14 protein-coding genes and 1 pseudogene are annotated in these 17909 nt (G+C 67.0%); 4 read left to right on the top strand and 11 right to left on the bottom strand.

What is annotated here, in order from left to right:
• Positions 1-136: 136 nt before the first annotated feature.
• On the bottom strand, positions 137-718 hold the full coding sequence (locus ACTWP9_RS35125; RefSeq protein ID WP_443250381.1) for a hypothetical protein: 582 nt from the start codon (positions 716-718) through the stop codon (positions 137-139).
• Between the two features lie 577 nt (positions 719-1295).
• Here ACTWP9_RS35125 and ACTWP9_RS35120 point away from each other — a divergent pair.
• Positions 1296-1940 (top strand): SagB/ThcOx family dehydrogenase, encoded by a 645-nt coding sequence (locus tag ACTWP9_RS35120; RefSeq protein ID WP_443250383.1) that lies wholly within the window; start codon positions 1296-1298, stop codon positions 1938-1940.
• A gap of 201 nt (positions 1941-2141) precedes the next feature.
• On the opposite strand, the gene ACTWP9_RS35115 is transcribed toward ACTWP9_RS35120, so the two are convergent.
• The 8 genes from ACTWP9_RS35115 to ACTWP9_RS35080 form a co-directional block, all read right to left on the bottom strand.
• A complete protein-coding gene (locus ACTWP9_RS35115; protein ID WP_443250380.1) occupies positions 2142-3308 on the bottom strand; it encodes an XdhC family protein in 1167 nt (388 codons plus the stop codon).
• Between the two features lie 506 nt (positions 3309-3814).
• Positions 3815-4489, bottom strand: coding sequence for an NADPH-dependent F420 reductase (npdG, locus tag ACTWP9_RS35110; RefSeq protein WP_443250379.1), 675 nt, complete (start codon positions 4487-4489; stop codon positions 3815-3817).
• Between the two features lie 499 nt (positions 4490-4988).
• Positions 4989-7280, bottom strand: coding sequence for a xanthine dehydrogenase subunit D (gene pucD / locus ACTWP9_RS35105; protein WP_443250378.1), 2292 nt, complete (start codon positions 7278-7280; stop codon positions 4989-4991).
• Positions 7277-7747: a (2Fe-2S)-binding protein gene (locus ACTWP9_RS35100; RefSeq protein ID WP_443250377.1), complete on the bottom strand. Its 471-nt coding sequence runs from the start codon at positions 7745-7747 to the stop codon at positions 7277-7279. The genes pucD and ACTWP9_RS35100 overlap by 4 nt, the downstream gene beginning before the upstream one ends.
• Positions 7744-8604, bottom strand: a complete 861-nt coding sequence (locus tag ACTWP9_RS35095; RefSeq protein WP_443250376.1) for an FAD binding domain-containing protein — start codon at positions 8602-8604, stop codon at positions 7744-7746. The genes ACTWP9_RS35100 and ACTWP9_RS35095 overlap by 4 nt, the downstream gene beginning before the upstream one ends.
• A complete protein-coding gene (locus tag ACTWP9_RS35090; RefSeq protein ID WP_443250375.1) occupies positions 8604-9896 on the bottom strand; it encodes an MFS transporter in 1293 nt (430 codons plus the stop codon). Before ACTWP9_RS35090 ends, ACTWP9_RS35095 begins: the two co-directional genes overlap by 1 nt.
• Complete coding sequence (locus tag ACTWP9_RS35085) at positions 9893-11032, bottom strand: peptidase dimerization domain-containing protein (protein ID WP_443250374.1); 1140 nt, start codon at positions 11030-11032, stop codon at positions 9893-9895. The genes ACTWP9_RS35090 and ACTWP9_RS35085 overlap by 4 nt, the downstream gene beginning before the upstream one ends.
• Before the next feature lie 50 nt (positions 11033-11082).
• Entirely contained in the window at positions 11083-12132 is a 1050-nt protein-coding gene (locus ACTWP9_RS35080; RefSeq protein WP_443250373.1) for an LLM class flavin-dependent oxidoreductase, read from the bottom strand.
• Positions 12133-12252: 120 nt separating this feature from the next.
• Between ACTWP9_RS35080 and ACTWP9_RS35075 the strand changes: the two genes are divergently transcribed.
• From ACTWP9_RS35075 to ACTWP9_RS35065, 3 genes and pseudogenes are all read left to right on the top strand, one after another.
• Positions 12253-13014 (top strand): FadR/GntR family transcriptional regulator, encoded by a 762-nt coding sequence (locus tag ACTWP9_RS35075; protein ID WP_443250372.1) that lies wholly within the window; start codon positions 12253-12255, stop codon positions 13012-13014.
• 1714 nt (positions 13015-14728) lie between these two features.
• Positions 14729-15127, top strand: a pseudogene (locus tag ACTWP9_RS35070) (transposase); the annotation flags it as partial.
• 70 nt (positions 15128-15197) lie between these two features.
• Positions 15198-15554 carry a hypothetical protein gene (locus ACTWP9_RS35065; protein WP_443250371.1) on the top strand — a complete coding sequence of 119 codons (357 nt, stop codon included), beginning with the start codon at positions 15198-15200 and terminating at the stop codon, positions 15552-15554.
• 490 nt (positions 15555-16044) lie between these two features.
• On the opposite strand, the gene ACTWP9_RS35060 is transcribed toward ACTWP9_RS35065, so the two are convergent.
• The gene (locus ACTWP9_RS35060) at positions 16045-16677 is read right to left on the bottom strand and encodes an SMI1/KNR4 family protein (protein WP_443250370.1); all 633 of its coding nucleotides are present in this window, start codon (positions 16675-16677) and stop codon (positions 16045-16047) included.
• A gap of 1007 nt (positions 16678-17684) precedes the next feature.
• Complete coding sequence (locus ACTWP9_RS35055) at positions 17685-17867, bottom strand: hypothetical protein (protein WP_443250369.1); 183 nt, start codon at positions 17865-17867, stop codon at positions 17685-17687.
• Between the last annotated feature and the right edge of the window lie 42 nt (positions 17868-17909).

Below are 17909 nucleotides of genomic sequence, written 5' to 3'. Positions count from 1 at the left end.
TCCTCTTTCCCGCCCGTCACAGCATCCAGCACGTACTCGCTTGGTCCTTATGGCGAAGAAGAAGTCAAGCCCGAGCCCGCGTCAGCCATTACAGACGCAGAGGACACCACGGAGTGTCGTTGCAGTACTAAGGCTGTCAGCAGGTGCCGGGGCGCGTGTAGACGGTGAGGCGGGCTCCTTGAACCCTGGTGGTGCTGCACAGCACGAAGTGCGTGCGCAGCGTGGCGCGCTTGACGCGGTCAATCCCGTCCTGGCCGCGCTGCGTTCCCGCCGGGTCCTGGAGCACGAGGATGCGGCGGACGGCGAGCATGCGGGTGCGGACCGCACGCGGGGGCACATCAGTGCCGTACAGCGTGCGGGAGGTGTGCGGGTCCGCCTTGCTCGTCAGGTCGGTCAGACCGCGGTAGGCGGAGGCGTAGGGCAGCTTCCAGACGCGGCTGCCGCCGGGCATGAACAGCAGCCCATCTCCGGGGTTCGCCCGCGCGCTCACGGCGTTGGCGATGGCGTTGAGGTCGTCCGTCCGGCTCGCCGGAGCGCGCAGATGCTTCCCTACCGGAACCAGGAGAAGTACCGCCGCGACACCCGCGACTGCCGCCGAGCCCGCACGGAGACCCGGGCGGCGCCGCAGCTCCTGAAGCGCGGCCCCGAGCAGGAGCGCCGGCCCGGCCGAGGCGTACATGACGTACCGCTCCACATAGATCGGCTTGACCAGGGACATCAGGAGAGGAGCCACCTCCGGCACGAGCGCCAGCGGCAGCGCCACCGGCGGTACTCGCCCCCGCGGAGTACCTCGCCACGGGAGGCAGTTGGGGTGTCCGAGTTTGATTTGCTCGACCGGAGAGAGCGCGCTGCGCGCCGAGGCAGTCCACCGCCGACACCGGGCCGCGGAGTTCAGGAAGTTCATGACCAGGCTCGACCGGCAGATCCCGGTGGGCCTGGACATTCATCTGTGCTGGACAATTTCGCTACGCAGAAGGCCACGCTCATCAAGACCTGGATGTTCGCTCACCCTCGCTTCCACCTGCACTTCACATCCACCGGATCGTCCTGGATCAACCTGGTGGAGCGATGGTTCGCGGAGCTGACGAACAAGCAGATACGACGGGGCTTCCACCAAGACCGTCCACGCGTTGGAGAAGGACATCCGTGCCTGGATCGCCGCATGGAACACCGGACCTCAAGCCCTATATGCGGACGGAAACCCCAGACTAGATTCTCGAACGCCTCATCAGCTATCTGAACAGGAACGACTCAGAAGACTAGGCGCCCTTTAACGGGTGTGCTTGTCTGACCTGATGACACAGTCGGAAGTGCCTCTGACGCCTGTTCGACCTACGGCTGCGACCAGCACCCTGGGTTCCTTGCTGGTACGGCGACGCAGTACGCGCAGCTTCGGACCCCGGCCGCTGAGCATCGCCCAGGTCGCCCTGATGGCGTGGGCGGCGCAGGGACGAACCACCGAAGGGCATCGCTCCTGCCCGTCGGCGCACGCGTTGTACCCCATCACGCTCACAGTGATCGCGGGCAACGTGGACGGTCTGGCCGCCGGGGCTTACCGGTACGACGCCGAGCGGCATGTGCTCATCCCGGTCGTCGGCGGCGATCACCGCGACCGGGTTGCCAGCACCACCCTTGCCGACCAAGGCTGGTTGCGACATGCGGCGGCATTGCTACTGCTCAGCGGCGACATGGACGCGGCCATGCAACATTTCGCCGATCAGCCGCCGCAAGGGCGTCGGGGGCAGCGGTACGTGTGGCTGGAGGCGGGGCACGCCAGCCAGAACATCTACCTTCAAGCCACTGAGGCCGGGCTGGGCGCGGTGCTCGTCGCCGGATTCGACGACGACCAACTCCTTGGGCTCACCCCTGCGGTCGTGCCATCCGGTCAGCACCCGCTGGCGCTGCTCGGGATCGGCCATCCGGCCGACCAGGAGGGTTGATCAGGCTACCTCTGCAGCCGTGCCAGCTGGGCCGTTAAAAATGCGTGATTCGAGCCGTGGTGCCGTGGTGCGAAAGTAACGTCACCTACGCCGTAGACGTTCCACCGAAGTTTGACCGCCCGGTCGATCTGGTGAGGTTCCATTCCCAGTCCACGGGTACGTCCCCCTCTCACCCACCTATGGCCAGCACGTGGGGAGTCGTCAGGCCGCCGAGTCGATGTGTCCCACCGCTGAAGGCGTGTCGCCGTGGTGGATCGTGGTGTGTGCTCCGGTCAGCGGGATACCGGAGCCGCCTCGGCGGTCGGCGACGATCTCCGCCGCGATCGACAGGGCCGTCTCCTCGGGCGTATGGGCACCCAGGTCCAGGCCGATTGGCGAGCGAAGCCGGGCCAGTTCCAGTTCCGTGACCCCAACCTCGTGGAGGCGGTCCAGGCGGTCGAGATGCGTACGACGTGAGCCCATCGCGCCGATGTAGGCGGCTGGGAGCTTCAGCGCCCGCTGCAGCAGTGGAACGTCGAACTTCGCGTCGTGCGTGAGTACGCACAGTACCGCACGGCCGTCCAGCTTCTGTGAGTCGAGGTAGCGGTGTGGCCAGTCGACAACGATTTCATCCGCTGTGGGGAAGCGCTGCGCGGTGGCGAAGACTGGGCGGGCGTCGCAGACAGTGACGTGGCAGTTCAGGAACTTGCCGACCTGGGCGAGAGCGGAGGCGAAGTCGATCGCTCCGAAGATGATCATGCGGGGCGGCGGGACGCTGGACTCGACCAGCAGAACGATCGGCCGTCCACAGTGGCTGCTGTCGGCGCCGATCTCGACCGTCGCCGTGCGGCCTGCGTCCAGCAGCGCCCGCGCCTCGCCCGCGGCTGCCCGGTCCAGCTCGGGATGGCTGCCGAGGGTACCGGCGTACGAACCGTCGCACCGTAGGTGCAGGGCCCGGCCCATCAGTTGCATGGGTCCCTGGATGATACGAGCGACCGCCGCCGCCTCCCCGACGACGACGGCGGCCAACGCAGCGGCGAGCGTCTCCCGGTTGACGCTGTCCACCGGGGAGCCACCCGTCCGTACCGGGGTGACGAGGATGTCGATGCCCCCTCCGCAGGTCAGGCCGGTGGAGAAGGCGTCGTCGTCGCTGTAACCGAAGCGCTCGAGCGCGGCCTCGCCGGACTGGAGGGATTGCTGGCATAGTTCGTAGACAGCTCCCTCCACACACCCGCCGGAGACCGACCCGATCGCCGTGCCGTCGGCGCTGACGGCGAGGGCTGCACCGGGCTGCCGGGGCGCGCTGCCGTTGGTCGCCACCACGGTGGCGACGGCGAAGTCACGTCCCTGCTCGCACCACCGGTTGAGCTCTTCGGCGATGTCCAGCATTGATCCCTACCTTTCTGACTTGGGTCGGAACGGGTTACTTGGAAGATCGATGGACCTAGGTGCTGCCCTGGGACGGGGCTGCCGTCGTGGGCCGCGTGGATGGCTTACGGCGCCTGAGCGGCCAGCTCTGCGATGACGCGACTGCCCATGGGGAACTGTGACTTGACCGCGGCTATAGGCAACGTCGGCGAGTCTGAGGGATGGATGTACGACGAGTTGGCGGAGGGGAACGTGACCGAGGCTTGGGCGACCGGGGGGGGACGTCCGCAGATGCACCACCACTGCGTGATTAACGCTGAAGGCGAGAAGCTGCTGTCGCGGCGGTTCCAGAACGATGAGTTCGAGCTGCTGGAGCCAGCGTGCTCGTCACCACACGCCGGCGACTGGCCGACCGCCGTCCTTCTGGTCCGGCGCACGCACGCATCCCCTCACCCGGCACACATCGAGCCGGTCGGCCCGAGGACCGATGTGGGTGCGGCTGGATGGCAGTTGTTCACCAGCGGCGGTCATCCATCGTGCCCCAGGCCCACGATGTGGATGCCAGACCGTACTTTGTAGCGTCTGTTGATGCCGATCAATACCGCGGTGAGCGGTTCCAGCTGACGGGCCAGCCGGAGCGCGCCGACATCGATGCCGGCGCGGCCGGTGATCGCGCGCGCCAGATCGGCGGCCACCGTCTTGGCCTGGTCATCATCGCCACAGACCAGCACGTCCTCGTGAGCGAGTAGCTCGGCATCGCTCCACAGGCTCACGGCGGACAGGTGGTGGAATGCCCCCGCCAGTTTGGCGTCGGGAACAATCCGCTGTGCCTCCTCGGCCGCACTGGAGTCGGCGATGTCGAGACCGTAGGGGCCATGTTTGTCGAAGCCGAGCGGGTTCACGCAGCTGAGCACCACCTTGCCCACCAGTTGGGAGCGCAGCGACGCGACCAGCGCCGCGTGACCGTCGTAGGGCACCGCCAAAAGGACGACGTCTGCCGACTCGGCGGCGGCGGCATTCTCCATCCCGCTGACCCGGGCGGCATCGCCAACCCGGCGCGCGATGTCGGTCGCCGCCTGCTTTGCTCGCTCGGGGGATCGGGAACCGATGAAGACGGTGTGGGCAGCCTTGGCGAAGCGGTAGGCCAGGCCCTTGCCCTGAGGGCCGGTGCCGCCGGTTATCGCGATCTTGTAACTGGTCATGCTGGCTCCTTACACGTGGGACAACGGGGGAAGACTTGGTGTCGGGTCCGATGAGATGGGATGCAACCGGCGAGGACCGGGAGTCGGCCGCGTGAGGTCGGTGTCCGCGGCGACCCGAGCAGCAGCCAGGCGCTCGCGGGACGTGGCGGTAGTGGTGCGGGCGGGCCGGGCGGTCGGTGCCGCGAGCGATCTCCTCGACCTCGATTACGGTCTTTTGTCAGCCCTACTACTAGTCGGCCATCCGGGAGATCGACCCTCCCCCAGCGTGCTGCCCAAGTCGATTACTCCACCCCGCAGCATCGGTCCGGCAGCCGCCGACGCCGAGCGTGGCCTACGATCAATGGAGGTTGTCGACGCGCCCGGGAAGCAGTACCGGGTGCCATGGTGGTCACCGCGCGGGTGTAACGCATCGTGGGCACCGGACAGCTCCGCGGCCGTGGCAGACCTCCGTGGGTTGGTCTCCTGCAGCTTTCAGCTCTCTCAGCAGCTATGGCGGCGCTCAGCATCCGACGATCGCTTCCGGCCGTACCGGGATGCGGGCGAGGTCGACGCCGCAGGCATCGCGGATCGCCGCCACGACGGCCGCAGGGCAGGACAACAGCGACGGCTCACCCACGCCGGTGAGCCCGTACGGCGAGTCATCGCGGGGGATCTCCAGGATGTCGAGCCGGACGGTGGGCATGTCCATCAGGGTAGGAATGAGGTAATCCGTGAAGGACGGATTTTGGATCCGGCCGTCCACCACCTGGATCTCCTCCATCAGCGCCAGGCCGAGCCCCTGCGCGATCCCGCCCTGCATCTGGCCTTCCACCGCTGCCGGGTTGATCGCCTTGCCGACATCCTCGGCACACGCGATCTCGACGACGCGCACCAGGCCGAGTTCGGTGTCGACATCAACCACCGCCCGGTGCGCGGCGAATGCGAAGGCGACATGCCCGTCTCCCTGGCCGGTCTCGGGGTCGAGCGGGTGTGTCGGCCTGTGCCGGAAGACGCGCGTCTCTTCGATTTCGTCGTGGGCGAGGAGTTCGGCCACGTCCACATGCACTCCCGAGCGTCGCGACGTCACAGCGCCGTTGGCGACAGCCAGCGCTTGCGCCGGTTCGTCCAGCTTCCTGGCGGCCATGATGAGCAGTCGTTCACGTACCGCTGCACAGGCGTCTTTCACCGCGCCGCCGGAGACCCATGTCTGCCGCGATGCGGAGGATGTTCCCGCGTTGCCGACCGCAGTATCGGCGGGGAGTACCACGACCCGGTCGACGCCCAACTCGGTGCGGGCGATCTGCGCTTGCACGGTGATGAGGCCCTGGCCCACCTCCGCCGCGGCGGTGTGAATTTCCGCCACCGGTTGTCCGTCGTCGACGGACAACCGGACACGTGCGGTGCCGTAGTCGTCGTAGCCGAGCGACTTGCAGATGTTCTTCACCGAGACGCCGTACCCGACACCGCGCCGGACGCTCTCGCCCCCGGTGGCGTTGGCCGCGCCGCCGGGCAGTTGCAAAACGTCGTCCGCTGAGAGGTCGGGTGGCGGTGGCAGTTCCATGACGCGCACCCGGCGCAGCAGCTCGGCGACCGGCGCGGGGCCCTCAATACGCTGGCCGGTCGCCATAGTGCTGCCGGTGCCGACGGCGTTGCGTAGTCGAAGCTCCACCGGGTCCAGGCCAAGGACGGCGGCCAGCTTGTCCATCTGGGACTCGTAGCCGAAGCAGCTTTGTACCGCACCGAATCCGCGCATCGCTCCGCAGGGCGGGTTGTTGGTGTAGACGGCGTAGCTGTCGATATGGACGTTGGGAACCTCGTAGGGGCCGGCCGCGAAGCAGCCGGCGTTCGCGGCGACGGCCTGGGAGGTGGAGGCGTAGGCTCCGCCGTCGAGCAGGATCCGCGCCCGTACATACACCAGCCGGCCCTCGCGTGTGGCGCCGTGCTCGTACTCCATCCGCGCCGGGTGGCGGTGCACGTGTCCGGCGAAGGACTCTTCGCGGTCGTAGACCATCTTCACCGGCCGCCGGGTGCGGAGGGCGAGGAGGCAGGCGTGCGCCTGCACGCTCAGATCCTCCCGCCCGCCGAACGCGCCACCGACGCCGGACAGCGTCAGGCGTACCCGTTCCGCCGGCAGGCCAAGTACATCCGACAGCTGGTCACGATCGATGTGCAGCCACTGCGTGGAACAGTGCAGGTCGATTCCGCCGTCCTCGCCGGGCAGCGCGAGACACGATTCGGGGCCGAGAAATGCCTGATCCTGTCTGCCGACCTCGTAGGTCCCGCGCACCACCACCTCGGCGACTGGATGGGCCTCGCCTTTGCGGATCCTTCGGTGCGCGACGAGGTTGCCTCTTTCGTGCAGCCGCGGCCCCTCGCCGGCGAGCGCGTGCTCCGGATCCGTGAGCGCCTCCAGCATTTCGTAGCGGACGATCACAGCATCGGCCGCGCGCCGCGCGATGTCGGGATGTTCCGCAGCGACCACGGCGATCGGCTCGCCGGCGTAGCGCACTATGTCGTGCGCGAGCACTGGTTGGTCCCGGGTCTCCAACCCGTAGCGATTCTTCCCGGGGATGTCGCGGTGGGTCAGCACGCACCGGACGCCGTCCAGGCGCAGCGCTTCGCTTACGTCGACCGAAACGATGCGGGCGTAGGGGTGCGCACTGCGTACGGTGGCGCCCCAGAGCATGCCCTCGGCGTGCAGGTCCGAGGAGTAGGCGAAGTCCCCACGGACCTTCGGTACGCCGTCGGGCCTGGGCGTGGTCACGCCGACGGTTCCCGGCCGGGTACGGGCAGGTGCCGGTGTGAGGGTCATCGGGCGCCCTGCCACTGTGCTGCCAGACGGACGGCGTCGAGGATCTTCTCGTAGCCGGTGCAGCGGCACAGGTTTCCAGCCAGGGCCTCTCTGATCTCGGGGTCGGTCGGCTGCGGCGAATGCGCCAGCAGGTCGTGGGCAGCCATGACCAGACCTGGGGTGCAAAACCCGCACTGCACCGCGCCTGTCTCGACGAACGCTTCTTGCACGGGGCGCAGTTGCTCGGCGTCGCCGAGCCCTTCGACGGTGATGATCTCGCTGCCGTCCACCTGTCCTGCCGCAACCAGGCAGGCGCACACGGCCGCTTCGTCGACGTAGACCGTGCACGAGCCGCATTCGCCCTGCTGGCACGCGTTCTTCGAGCCGGGGAGGCCCATCCGCTCGCGCAGGGTGAAGAGCAGGCTCTCGCTCGGGCAGACGTCATCGATTTCCCGGCGTTCGGCATTGACGGTGCAGGTCAACCTCATATAACGCTCCTCCGGTATTCTTCCCAGCTCCGGGTGAGGCAGCGGGCGGTGAGCACGGCGATGGCGTGCTTGCGATAGCGGGCCGTGCCGCGTACGTCGTCGATCGGCGCGGCCGCGTCCGCAGCAAGCGCACCGAACCGGGCCGCGGCGTCGCCGTCCAAGGGCGTGCCGCCGCTCCAGTCGAAGGCGTCCGACGCGAAGTCCTCGGCCAGTGCCGCGCGGACGGGGGTCGGCGCCACGGCACCCAGGCTGACTCCCACGCGCCTACGAGATGCGTCGAGCGCGGTGGCCACTGTGGCAACGGCGATCACCATCGCATTGCGGGTGCCCACCTTGGCGAACTGCTGCGGGCCGGCACGTGCCGGCACGTGCACGGCCGTGATCAGTTCGTCCGGTGCGAGCACGGTCCGCTTGGGGCCGGTGAAGAACGCGTCGATCGGCACGACGCGTGTGGCGCGGACCGAGGCCAGTTCCACGTCGGCTCCGGTCGCCACGAGAGGCGGCAGCCCGTCGCCGGCGGGAGAGGCGGTGGCCAGATTGCCGCCGAGCGTGCCGCGGTTGCGGATCTGAAGCGAGCCGACGGTACGGGCGGCCATGGCCAACGCCGGTGCGGAGGCAGCGAGCTCGTCCATCATGCGCGTGTACGTCATCCCCGCGCCGAGCCGCAGCATCGCGCCGTCCCTCGCACACTCCTGGAGTTCGCCCACACGGCTCAAGTCGAGGAGGCCGTGTGGCTTGTCGCGGCCGAAGTTGAACTCGACCATCACATCGGTTCCCCCGGCGAGCGGCACCAGGTCCGGTTCGGTCGCCTTCATCTCGCATGCCTCGGCCAGCCCGGCGGGGCGGAGAAACCGCATCAGCGCACCTCTGGAAGGGCGACAGAGGACGCCGGCTCCGGCACTGCGGGCCGTTCACGCAGGAAGAGCGCGGCCACGTACGAGAGCACCCCGACGCCGCTCATGTAGAGGGCGATCGCCGGCCAGCTCCCTGTCCGGTCGAGCAGGAACGCGGCGATGATCGGCGCCAGGCCGCTGCCGAGCACGGTGCCCAGCGTGTAGCCGATCGCCATACCCGTGTAGCGCACGCCCACCGGGAAGACGTGGGCGAAGAGCGTCGGCATGACGCCGAAGTTCGCGGCGTAGGGTATGAAGAGAATCACGAAGCCGAGCAGCATCAACGTGAAGTTCCCGGTGCCCAGAAGGGCGAACCACGCATACGGCAGCACAGCCATGCCGACGATGCCCGCCAGGAAGATCCGCTTGCGGTCGATGCGGTCCGAAAGCCAGCCGAAGTACGGGATCGCCGCGATGGTGAGCACATTGGTCGCGATCACCAGCCAGAGCATGGTGCTCTGGCTTACCCCGACCTCATTCTTTCCGTAGGCCAGGGAGAACACTGTGCCGATGTAGAAGGTCACGCCCGCTGAGAGATAGGCGAGGCATACCAGCGCGACCAGCACCGGATGATGGCGTAGCACATCGGCTACTGGGACCTTCCGCACCTCGCCGGCGCTTTTGACTCGCTGGAAGTCCGGGCTCTCCGCGACCCTGAGCCGGATGAACAGGCCGATCGCGACGAGCGCCGCACTGAGCAGGAAGGGAACGCGCCAGCCCCACGTCCGGAAGTCGTCGTCCGGCAGCTGAGACATGATCAAGAACACCAGGTTCGCGAGCAGAAGCCCCCATCCTGCGCCCGTGTTGACCACAGCACCGAAGAAACCCTTGCGGCTGGCCTGCGCGTGCTCGACGCTCATCAGCACCGCGCCGCTGTACTCCCCGCCGAGGGAAAAGCCCTGGATCAGCCGGACGAGGACGAGCAGCACGGTCGCGCCGACCCCGATCTGGTCGTACGTCGGCAGCAGACCGATGGCGAACGTGGCCACACCCATGAGCGTCAGCGTGAACACCAGCATCGACTTGCGGCCGATCCGATCTCCGAAGTGGCCGGCGACCACCCCTCCGATCGGCCTGGCGACAAACGCGATAGCGAAGGTCGACAACGCGAGCAACGTGCTCACCAGCGGGGTGAACTCCGGAAAGAAGAGATCACCGAATACCAGAGAAGCGGCCGTGCCGTAGATAAAGAACTCGTACCACTCGACGGTGCTTCCGATCAGACTGGAGAGGAGAACTTTGCGTGCGTGGCTCATGACTGGAGCCTCCCGGGCCCGAAGAAGGTGGTTATCGTGCTGCGCAAGATGCGCTCCTGAGCCCGCACATGAGACACGCGGACGAAGTCGTCGCCGAGAAGGTCGCCCTCTTCAGGCACACCGAACATCACGGTCGGAACCCCTCGCGCGGACGGCCCTCCTGCGTCGAAGCTGCCGCCGTAGACGGAATGCCGCGCTGGACTGCCCAGGTGCCGCGACACTGCGGAGTCCAGCGCATGCAGCCGGTCAATCTGCTCCTCAGGGAACCAGGCCGGCAACATGGTCACTCCCGGCTCGACGGTGATCTCGCAGCCGGCAGGGGATATCTCACTGAGCGCCGCACGCAGCTCGACGGCGGTGTCGAGCGGATCGCTGCCCGGCAGCAGCCTGCGATCGACTGTGATCTTGGCTGTTGCCGGGAGGGTGTGCGGTGCCAGCGGGTCGAAGACGACCTGGTATGGCACTGCCTGCTCATGACCGAGCCGGGGATGGCTACGCTGCCGAACCTCCTCGTCGAGCTTCCGGATCCGGTCCAGAACAACGCCCACCGCATCGATGACCCTGCCACCGTGCGGCGGGTTGGCCGAGTGGGCGGCCGTGCCACGAACATGGACGTACAGATCGATGCGCCCGCGGTTGCCCACGGATACGTCGAAACCTGTGGGGAAGAGCTGGACCATCAGGTCGGGCGTGATCGGAAGCGCGTCGAGCATGCCCTCCGAGCACGCGTGGCTGCTGCGTCCTTCGTTGTTGACGCAGAGCAGCAGCGTGCCTTCGAGCGCGACCTGCTCGTCGTACAGCCACTGCGCAAGACCGAGCAGACACGCCTGGTGCACCTTGTTCTGGGTGATGCCCTGGCCGAAGACACACGGCTCATCGATACCGCGGTCGATCGGCGTCGCAATCCGCCCCGACCAGGGCTCCGTCATCAGGTTGTGGTGCTGGGTGGGTGTGTAGGCGACCAGCGCCAGGCACGGGCCGGCACCTGAGCCGAACCGCACCGTGAACTGGTTGTGCGGCAGGTCAATGATGTCGAGGGCGCCAAGCCTCTCGAATCGCGGACGAAGTTCACGCTGTACGTAGTGGACCAGCAGCGGATCGTCCGGTTCGATCAGCGTCGCGCTGCCCAGCGGCACGGCCGAGGGCTCCCGGGCAAGCTCCACGAGGGAATCCAGCAGGATATCGGTCATGCCGGCACTCCCGACACACGCGGCACGATCTCGTCGCCGAACGTCTCTATAAGCTCAAGCGGCAGCGTGTAGTTGCCGACATGGCGCAAGTAGAAGCCGGTCGCGCCGAGATCGATCGCACGGTGAATCCGGCCGAGAATTTCTTCGACGGTGCCGAAAAGGCAGAACGCCCGGGAGAATGTGACGGCCATCTCGTCCGTTACGTACCGCGACGCATGCTCTACGGCGAGATCCCAGTCCTCGGCGTGCACCATGTCCGGGTAGACGTCCGGAACGGTGGGTGGCGGCGGCAGCTCGATCCCGGCCGTCCGCAGGAAATCCTGCGCACCGATGGTCGCCAGGTGCAGGCAGATGGGCTTCAGGATCGACGCGTCCCGCTCGATATCATCGGTGATCTTGCAGAATGCGCCGACTGTGAAGTCGAGATCCGCTATTTCCCGGCCCGCACGCTCCGCTCCCGCCTGCACTGCCGAACGGGTGCTGGCCAGGATCTCGGGGGAGATACCGGCCAGCGTCAGCACCCCGTCCGCCATCTCGCCGGCCAGGCCGAGCGTACGCGGCCCGCTGGCCGCGATGTGCACGGGAACGTCCCCGACGGGCTTGCGGAGTTTCGAGCTGCGCTGCCCATAGTCGTGAAACCGTCCCCGAAGGAGCCCGCGCACCATGTCGATGGAGTCGCGCAGATGCGCCAGCGTGCTCGGCTTCATGGACAATGGTTTCACCGAGCTGTCCCCGGTCCCGACGCCCAGCAGCACCCGCCCAGGCGCCAACTCGTTGACCGTGTTGATCGCCGACGCGACCACGCTGGGATGCCGGCTCACGAAGTTCGTCACAGCAGTGGCCAGGCCGATGCGCTCGGTCCGCACCGCCGCGAGCGCCATCGTCGCGAAAACATCGCGCCACAGGAGCTGGGAATCGGCGATCCAGGCGATATCGAAGCCCTTGCGCTCGCTCAGCACGACCGCTTCGGCCACGTCCTTGCCCGAAACAGCAGGGGGGAAGCGAACCCCGAACCTCACCGCGCGCAAATTGCCGTCGTCGTTCATGTGCCATTGACTCCCATCCGGGCGCAACTGTGCGCTCACATCCCGTCGACGTGATGTCCTAGCCGCCAGCGCCCCGTTACGATGGACGCGGTCTCAACAGCTGACTGGAAAGGTAAGCACTTGTCTGACATCAGTCAACAGACAGGATCGGAGAATCTTTCCCGACGTCCTCTGCCTGACGTCATCGCCGAGCGAATCACGGCGAACATCGCAAATGGGTCACTGAAACCGGGCCAGCAATTGCCCTCGGAGCCAGAACTCGCCCGACAGCTTCAGGTGGGCCGGACCTCGTTGCGGGAGGCGCTGCGCAAGCTGTCGACCCTCGGCGTCATCGAGATCGTCCGCGGCAAGGGCACTTTCGTCCGCGAGCCTCCCGCCGGCGACCCGACAACGCAGTATGTGAAGTGGGGCGTTGCGGAGGGCTTTGCCCTCTCCGAACTGCTCGAGGTACGGATCGGCCTCGAGACCACAGCCGCCGGTCTCGCCTGTGTGCGAGCCAGTGACGACGAGCTGGCGGAGCTGCAGCGGCTGCGTGTCGCCCACGACACCGCACACCATGCCGACGTAGACCTGCTGGTTCGGACGGACGAGGAGCTGCACGAAGCGATCGTGCGGGCAGCCCACAACGCGGCCCTGTCCAGCATGTACGAGCCGCTTGTGCCAGAAATGAGGGAATTCCGCCAGCGCACACTGAGCCTGCCACGGGCCCAGGAACGCTCGAAGGATCACACGTACATCGTGGACGCGATACGCCGCAGGGACTCGACCGCGGCGCGCAAGGCCGTCGCCCAGCACTTGTGGATCTTCTACCAGGAGATACGCGCAGTAGCCTCGCCCAATGCCGACCGCGATGAACCGGATAGCGTCAGTGCCTTCGTCTGACGTATCGAAGGTTTCCCCAGCGGCCTTCCTGGGTTTGGGCTGTCAGGTCATCTCCAGGCTCCGGAAGTAGTCTCGCGGACCACTCTCCGCGCGGAGAGCATCGCCTGCGCAGGGGAGTGTCCGGAGGTGATCCGTGGTGCTGGGGGGAGAGACCGGCGGCGTCGTCGGTCTCTCCCCCCAGCACAGAGGTGGTCCGATGGCGGCGACGTTGTCGTCGTACAGCGCGATGTTCTCTCCGCATGGGCGGAGAGAACAAGGCCCAACGTGCTATCGACTGGCCAGTGGGGTGTCGTGCTCCGCAGCGCTGCGTTCCGCGTGCGCAACCGCGCGGGAAGTCCTGGGAAAACGCAGGTACAGGCGGGAGAACCTCCGGCCGGGCGTGTGGGTTCTGACCAGGGTATTCGTCCTGTTCAGAGCCCACACGGCCTACAGAGTGGACAGCAACCCCGTTCTTTCGCCACAGGAGGGAAGTGATCGTCGGCAGGGATCCGGTCTTCCTACGGACGAACGGCTTGAACGCGAGGCCCCCGAACGGCTCTGCCCGCTCATAAGCGTGCAAGCACGAATGTCTCTTCAATGACGACAAGGGCCCCGGGCCTGTATAGGTGCTGTGTTGTCGTTCCCATCAGCGGTGTGCCCCGCCGAGGGTCCAACCCGGCGCGTCGTACGCAATCGCACTACGTCAGCCGACGCGAGATTAGGGCAGAGGTGCCAACATCGTCGCTACGAGCGCATCTCCGCAGGTCAGCGAAGATACGGCACGACCAGCCCTTGCGGGTGGCTCCTGCCGAGAACTCGAACCTGCGGCCAGCGGGCTGTTTCGGGGGATTGCCCGTCAAACCAGCACGGATCCAGGAACGGGAACGGCAGTGGGGGCGGCCCATGACGGGCCGCCCCCAGCTGACCTGACCTGTACGCCTGACGCGCGTCGGGCCAATGCGGCTGCGGGCGCTACACGTTGGAGCCACCCGCGTCACGTCTCCAGGTCCTCCGGCCCTGACCCACTGGACAAGCGGTCGCCCTCCCTTCGGACCTTCGCGTGCGCGGGGAGGAGGTCGAGGGGTGGGGCCTCGATGAGGATCTAGTTTTTCGCGTTGTGGCAAGTTGGGGGCGCCATTTTCACGTCAAGCGCGTACACGGCCTTGACCTGCAGAAACCTATGGTTTCTGATCTTCTGAGTGAGAGAGCTCATTTGTCAGAACGCGAAATTTGCCCATCGGGCGCCTGGTCAGCTGCGGGGTCGCGCCCATAGTCCCCCACACCTCCGTGATCCAGACTGGAGGCGCGCTCTGCCGTGGCCTTCGCGGCGCACTTTATCCAGGGTCGCCGACGATCAGCGCAGGTCAGCGGCTCGCAAGGCGTTCTGTCACGTAAGGCACGCTGCCGGGAAGATGATCACTGGCTCTGTGATCTCGAAGCCATCGCGTGTCGGGCTTTCATCCAGAGCCTCCTCTCTTAGTGAGCGTTTGATTCGCCTATCGGATGGTTCATGGCGATCTTCAGCGGCCAGCCAGGGGCACCAACCACGCGATCCGCCCGAATAACGGCTTCTGGGGCAATCAGCAGACCAGCTATGCGCCGGGTTCCTTGCAAAAGCTCCTGTCTCATTTAGAAACCCACCGGTTCACGCGAGATTGAAAACGCACCCCCGGTGCACCCGGCACCCCCGCAACACGCCCTGCTCAAGCCAACTGCCACCGCGTACGCAGGCAACATGCAGCCCTCACGGCCCTACCCCAGCGACCTGTCCGACGCCCGCTGGGAACTCATCCGCCCCACCCTCGAAGCTTGGCGCCAGGCCCGCAACGGCATCCGCAAACCCACCCACGACCTGCGCACCCTGATGAACGCCATCCTCTACATCGACCGCACCGGCATCCCCTGGCGCTACCTGCCCCACGACTTCCCGCCCCACCAGACCGTCTACGGCTACTTCGCCCACTGGGAAGCCGACGGCATCTTCGACCAGCTCACCGGCCTCTTACGCGGCAAAGTCCGCCAGGCCGAAGGCCGCACCAGCGACCCCAGCGCCTGCCTGATCGACAGCCAGAGCATCAAAACCTCCGCCACCGTCCACCTGACCGGCCAAGGCATCGACCCGGCCAAGAAAATCAATTGAGGTCGCGGCCCGTCAATGGCCGCGCTGGGCCGGTATTGCGATCGACCAAGCGCTAGCCGCCCGCGTGGCTCGTGAGCGGGCTGTTGCAGCGAACGAGTTCGCGGCGAAGTCTTCCGCACTCAATGAGGAGTTCGACGTTGCGCTGGTCGCCGTGGCCGCCTCAGCGCACACACTGGATGCCCTCTACGGCTCGGTGGTACCGGAGTCACGCCGGGCCGAGTGGAAGGACAATCGCACCCCGCGACGCTCGGCGATCCGCGAGGGCCTGAAGCTCGTGTTCGGTACCGGACCTCGCAACACCCCCTGGGTCGACGAGTTCAAGTGGCTGTTCGATCTTCGGGACGCTGCGGTCCACCGCCGGGAGAAGCCCCAGGAGACGGTTCCCCACCCAGCCCTGGACACGGGCACCGGCCCGGAGTAGGGCGCCTACTCGACGCAGTCGGCAGACCGGGCAGTCGGGTTGATGCTGGAAGTCCTGCGCTGGTGCGTCGACCATCCAAAGCCCAAGACGCCCACGACCGGGCCCCAGGAACCCACTGGAAAGTTTTCATCCTGAAGTCGCAGGTCACGGGGCTGGCGTGAGCTGGCGATGGCGTGCTCGTGCTGGTGGCTCCCGCGATCGTCCTGCGGAGGTCATCTGTCATGGACGTGCTGGTAAGCGACTGTGCGTCGTTGGCTCAGCACTGCATCGTGCGGGGCGGGGGGGGGGGGGGGGGGGGGGAAGGGGGAGTGGGGGGGGGGGCGGTTCAGCTTTCGTGTGGTCGCGCGACCGCCCCCTTCGACATCGGCCCGGCCCGCCTGGCCCGGCGGCGGTAGTACCCCGCACATGTGGCCACGGTGCTGCCGTCAGGCAGCCGACGGTGAACCGTGACGGGCCCGTCACGGTTCACGTGCTCGGTCTTTCCGGAGCCTCAGCGTGTCCGGGGTGTCGGTGCCGGCAGCAGGTCTTCGTCTTCGACGAATACCTCCCCGGGGAACACCCAACGCAGTTCCTTTTCGGGTGTCAGGTAAGGCGCCAGCTCGCTCACGGTTCCTCCGAATTCCAGGGTCTCGGCGACCTGGTGCAGGTAGGAGCCGAGCGAAGGCCACCCGCCGTCGAACTCACCGCTACCGTCATGCGGGGCTGACCCGATCCGGCCCTGCTCCGGGCCCGGCCGCATGTCGATGACCTCCACGTGGCCGTCCGTCGCAGCCCACGGAATCCATTCCGGGTGCCACCAGGGCTCGCAGTCCTCCTCGAACGACTCCTGCGGAAGATCATTTTTGGAGATCTCCACGCGCATCCGCCAGAGCTCCACCATCTCCGCCAACCCAAGAGGGGCATCGGCGGGCAGAACACCGGAATACCGCTCCGCACCGTTGTGGCAAGCAAGCGACGCCAGGAGCTCCGCAGGAAAACTCAGGCTCAGTTGCGCTTGTACTGTCTCGATCTCGTCGGGGATCGCGGGCAGGGCCAGCTCGGCGAACGTTGCTGGGGCGTGGCTGCGGAGCCAGGCGTCGATACGGGCCCAGGAGGACCGAACCGAGGTATCTGAGAATGTCATACCCAGTACTTTGGATCACCCCACTGACAACGGGGTCTGGTGGTCTGGGGCTCACCCCGCCCCAGGGCCAGGCGCCGGGGCGGGGTTCACAGCGAACTCGTGCCCGGTCGACGCGAAGCGGGCCACCGCGTCGACCTCTCATCGCGGCCAGCGCCGTTTCGCTGGTGAGGCGTGCGCGTGCTGCGGCACGTCTCCGCAGGCTTCGGCCTGCGGCCTCATTGCGGCGAGTATCCGGCGAGCACGGCGACGCGGCGCACGTCGGGTCTCCGCAGGGTCCGGCCTGCGGCCTCATCGTGGCAGGTAGCCGTGCCCCCGGTACTCCCGGTCCTCCGGGAGTCTCCGCAGGCTCCGGCCTGCGGCCTCATCGCGGTCCGGCCTGCATGGTCTGCTCGCCCTTGTTTCCCGTGACGTCTCCGCAGGCTCCGACCAGCGGGCTCATCGCGGCAGCAACTTGCGGGCGACCTCCCCGACGCGCACGGCCCGGTCTCCGCAGGCTCCGGCCTGCGGCCTCATCGCGGCCCGGAAGCGCGGATGGCGCCATGGCCATGCCAATGACCCGCGGGCTCCTACCTGCGGCTTCATGGCGGCAAGGCGGGCAAGAACGGTCTTGTCGGTGGCGGTCCGGGTCTCCGCGGGTTCCAGCCTGCGGCCTCATTGCGGCACGGTGGCCATGACCTGGCCGTTGGTGCAGCCGCAGAGGTCTCCGCAGGCTCCGGCCTACGGCCTCATTGCGGCGGGGCGCCAGTCGGCCAGGTCGCCCTGGCGCCAAGTGCCGGTGTGTTGTGCCCTGCTCTGACTGGTCGTACAGGCAGCAAAGACCGGCCACTCAGCCAGCCCCCTGGAAGCTCACACTACGTTTTGATGATCCGGTAAGTCTCTTCAATCGTGACGAGCGCCCCGGGCTTGTAAGGGCCCTCACGTTTCCCACCTGCGGTGTGCCCTGCCGGGGGTTCAAATCTGCGCGGGGCCGCTTCGGCGATTTCGATAGTTCGACCACTTGTTCGCGCTTAGGCGAGCGGTACCAGCCGCGCCCGCCCCTCCACCGCCACCACTGCACGAATACGCAGGTCGCCGCCCTGTGAAAGACCAGCCATGTTTTGTGGCTCCTGCAGGGGGCGCCAACCTGCGCTCAGCGCTGCCTGAGCATCGTCGCAGGTCAGCACCGCATATTGCCTGGCAGCGGCGTTCATGGTTGTGCGCCTCAGGGGAAGCAAGGAAGAGCCGAATCGGCG

It is taken from the genome of Streptomyces sp. 3N207 (genome assembly GCF_052246355.1).
Lineage (GTDB): Bacteria > Actinomycetota > Actinomycetes > Streptomycetales > Streptomycetaceae > Streptomyces.
The sequence above is the reverse complement of the archived record's forward strand: the minus strand, read 5'-3'. Positions and strand labels throughout refer to the sequence as shown.

Coding starts and splice junctions, on each gene's coding strand:
- ACTWP9_RS35115 (WP_443250380.1), bottom strand. CDS start 3,308: ATGCTGGACATCGCCGAAGAGCTCAACCGGTGGTGCGAGCAGGGACGT.
- pucD (WP_443250378.1), bottom strand. CDS start 7,280: ATGACCCTCACACCGGCACCTGCCCGTACCCGGCCGGGAACCGTCGGC.
- ACTWP9_RS35080 (WP_443250373.1), bottom strand. CDS start 12,132: ATGAACGACGACGGCAATTTGCGCGCGGTGAGGTTCGGGGTTCGCTTC.
- ACTWP9_RS35095 (WP_443250376.1), bottom strand. CDS start 8,604: ATGCGGTTTCTCCGCCCCGCCGGGCTGGCCGAGGCATGCGAGATGAAG.
- ACTWP9_RS35060 (WP_443250370.1), bottom strand. CDS start 16,677: ATGACATTCTCAGATACCTCGGTTCGGTCCTCCTGGGCCCGTATCGAC.
- ACTWP9_RS35055 (WP_443250369.1), bottom strand. CDS start 17,867: ATGAACGCCGCTGCCAGGCAATATGCGGTGCTGACCTGCGACGATGCT.
- npdG (WP_443250379.1), bottom strand. CDS start 4,489: ATGACCAGTTACAAGATCGCGATAACCGGCGGCACCGGCCCTCAGGGC.
- ACTWP9_RS35100 (WP_443250377.1), bottom strand. CDS start 7,747: ATGAGGTTGACCTGCACCGTCAATGCCGAACGCCGGGAAATCGATGAC.
- ACTWP9_RS35120 (WP_443250383.1), top strand. CDS start 1,296: ATGACACAGTCGGAAGTGCCTCTGACGCCTGTTCGACCTACGGCTGCG.
- ACTWP9_RS35090 (WP_443250375.1), bottom strand. CDS start 9,896: ATGAGCCACGCACGCAAAGTTCTCCTCTCCAGTCTGATCGGAAGCACC.
- ACTWP9_RS35125 (WP_443250381.1), bottom strand. CDS start 718: ATGTCCCTGGTCAAGCCGATCTATGTGGAGCGGTACGTCATGTACGCC.